The sequence below is a fragment of the Staphylococcus sp. EG-SA-2 genome, from assembly GCF_017152085.1.
This window is the reverse complement of sequence record NZ_JACYHC010000855.1, coordinates 1-1,123: the sequence shown is the minus strand read 5'-3', so window position 1 is coordinate 1,123 and position 1,123 is coordinate 1. Positions and strand designations below refer to the sequence as shown.

1 protein-coding gene is annotated in these 1,123 nt (G+C 34.9%); it reads left to right on the top strand.

Translation table 11 applies throughout. From position 1 onward, the window contains the following. Positions 1 to 1,123 (top strand): SDR family oxidoreductase (locus IDG60_RS27605; RefSeq protein ID WP_206160875.1); only part of this gene is annotated, 1,123 nt, incomplete at both ends.

The following is a 1,123-nucleotide window of genomic DNA, read 5'->3' as shown; positions in this document are numbered from 1 at the left end:
GGAAAGTTGTATCATAGTGGTGATTTAGCACGTTATACATCTGATGGTCAAATTGAATTTTTAGGAAGAATAGATAAACAAGTGAAAGTTAACGGGTACCGTATTGAACTTGATGAAATTGAAAATGCAATATTAGCTATTCGTGGTATATCTGATTGTGTTGTTACAGTAAGTCACTTTGATACGCATGATATATTGAATGCTTATTATGTCGGAGAGCAACAAATGGAGCAGGATTTGAAGCAATATTTAAATGATCATCTGCCTAAGTATATGATTCCTAAGACTATAACGCATATCGATTATATGCCATTAACCACGAATGACAAGGTGGATACTACGCGTTTGCCAAATCCATCAACTATACAACAGTCTAATAAAGTGTATAGCGAACCATCTAATGAAATTGAGCAGACATTTGTTGATGTATTCGGAGAGGTATTGAAACAAAATGATGTCGGTGTTGACGATGATTTCTTTGAACTTGGTGGTAACTCATTAGAGGCGATGTTAGTTGTCTCGCATTTAAAACGATTTGGCCATCATATTTCAATGCAGACATTATACCAATATAAAACCGTGCGACAGATTGTTAATTATATACACCAAAATCAACAATCATTAGTTGCATTACCGGATAATCTTTCGGAATTACAAAAGATTGTTATGTCTCGTTATAATTTGGGTGTTTTAGAGGATAGTCTAAGTCATCGACCTATAGGAAATACACTATTGACTGGCGCGACAGGGTTTTTAGGTGCTTATCTGATTGAAGCACTACAAGGATACAGTCATCGCATTTATTGTTTCATACGTGCTGATAATGAGGAAATAGCAAGGTATAAGTTGATGACGAATTTAAATGATTATTTTTCAGAAGAGACGGTTGAAATGATGTTATCAAACATTGAAGTCATTGTTGGTGATTTCGAGTGTATGGATGATGTTGTTTTACCAGAAAACATGGATACGATTATTCATGCAGGTGCTCGTACAGATCACTTTGGTGATGATGATGAATTTGAAAAAGTAAATGTTCAAGGTACTGTTGATGTCATACGTTTGGCACAACAACATCATGCAAGGTTAATATATGTGTCTACGATAAGTGTGGGAACTTATT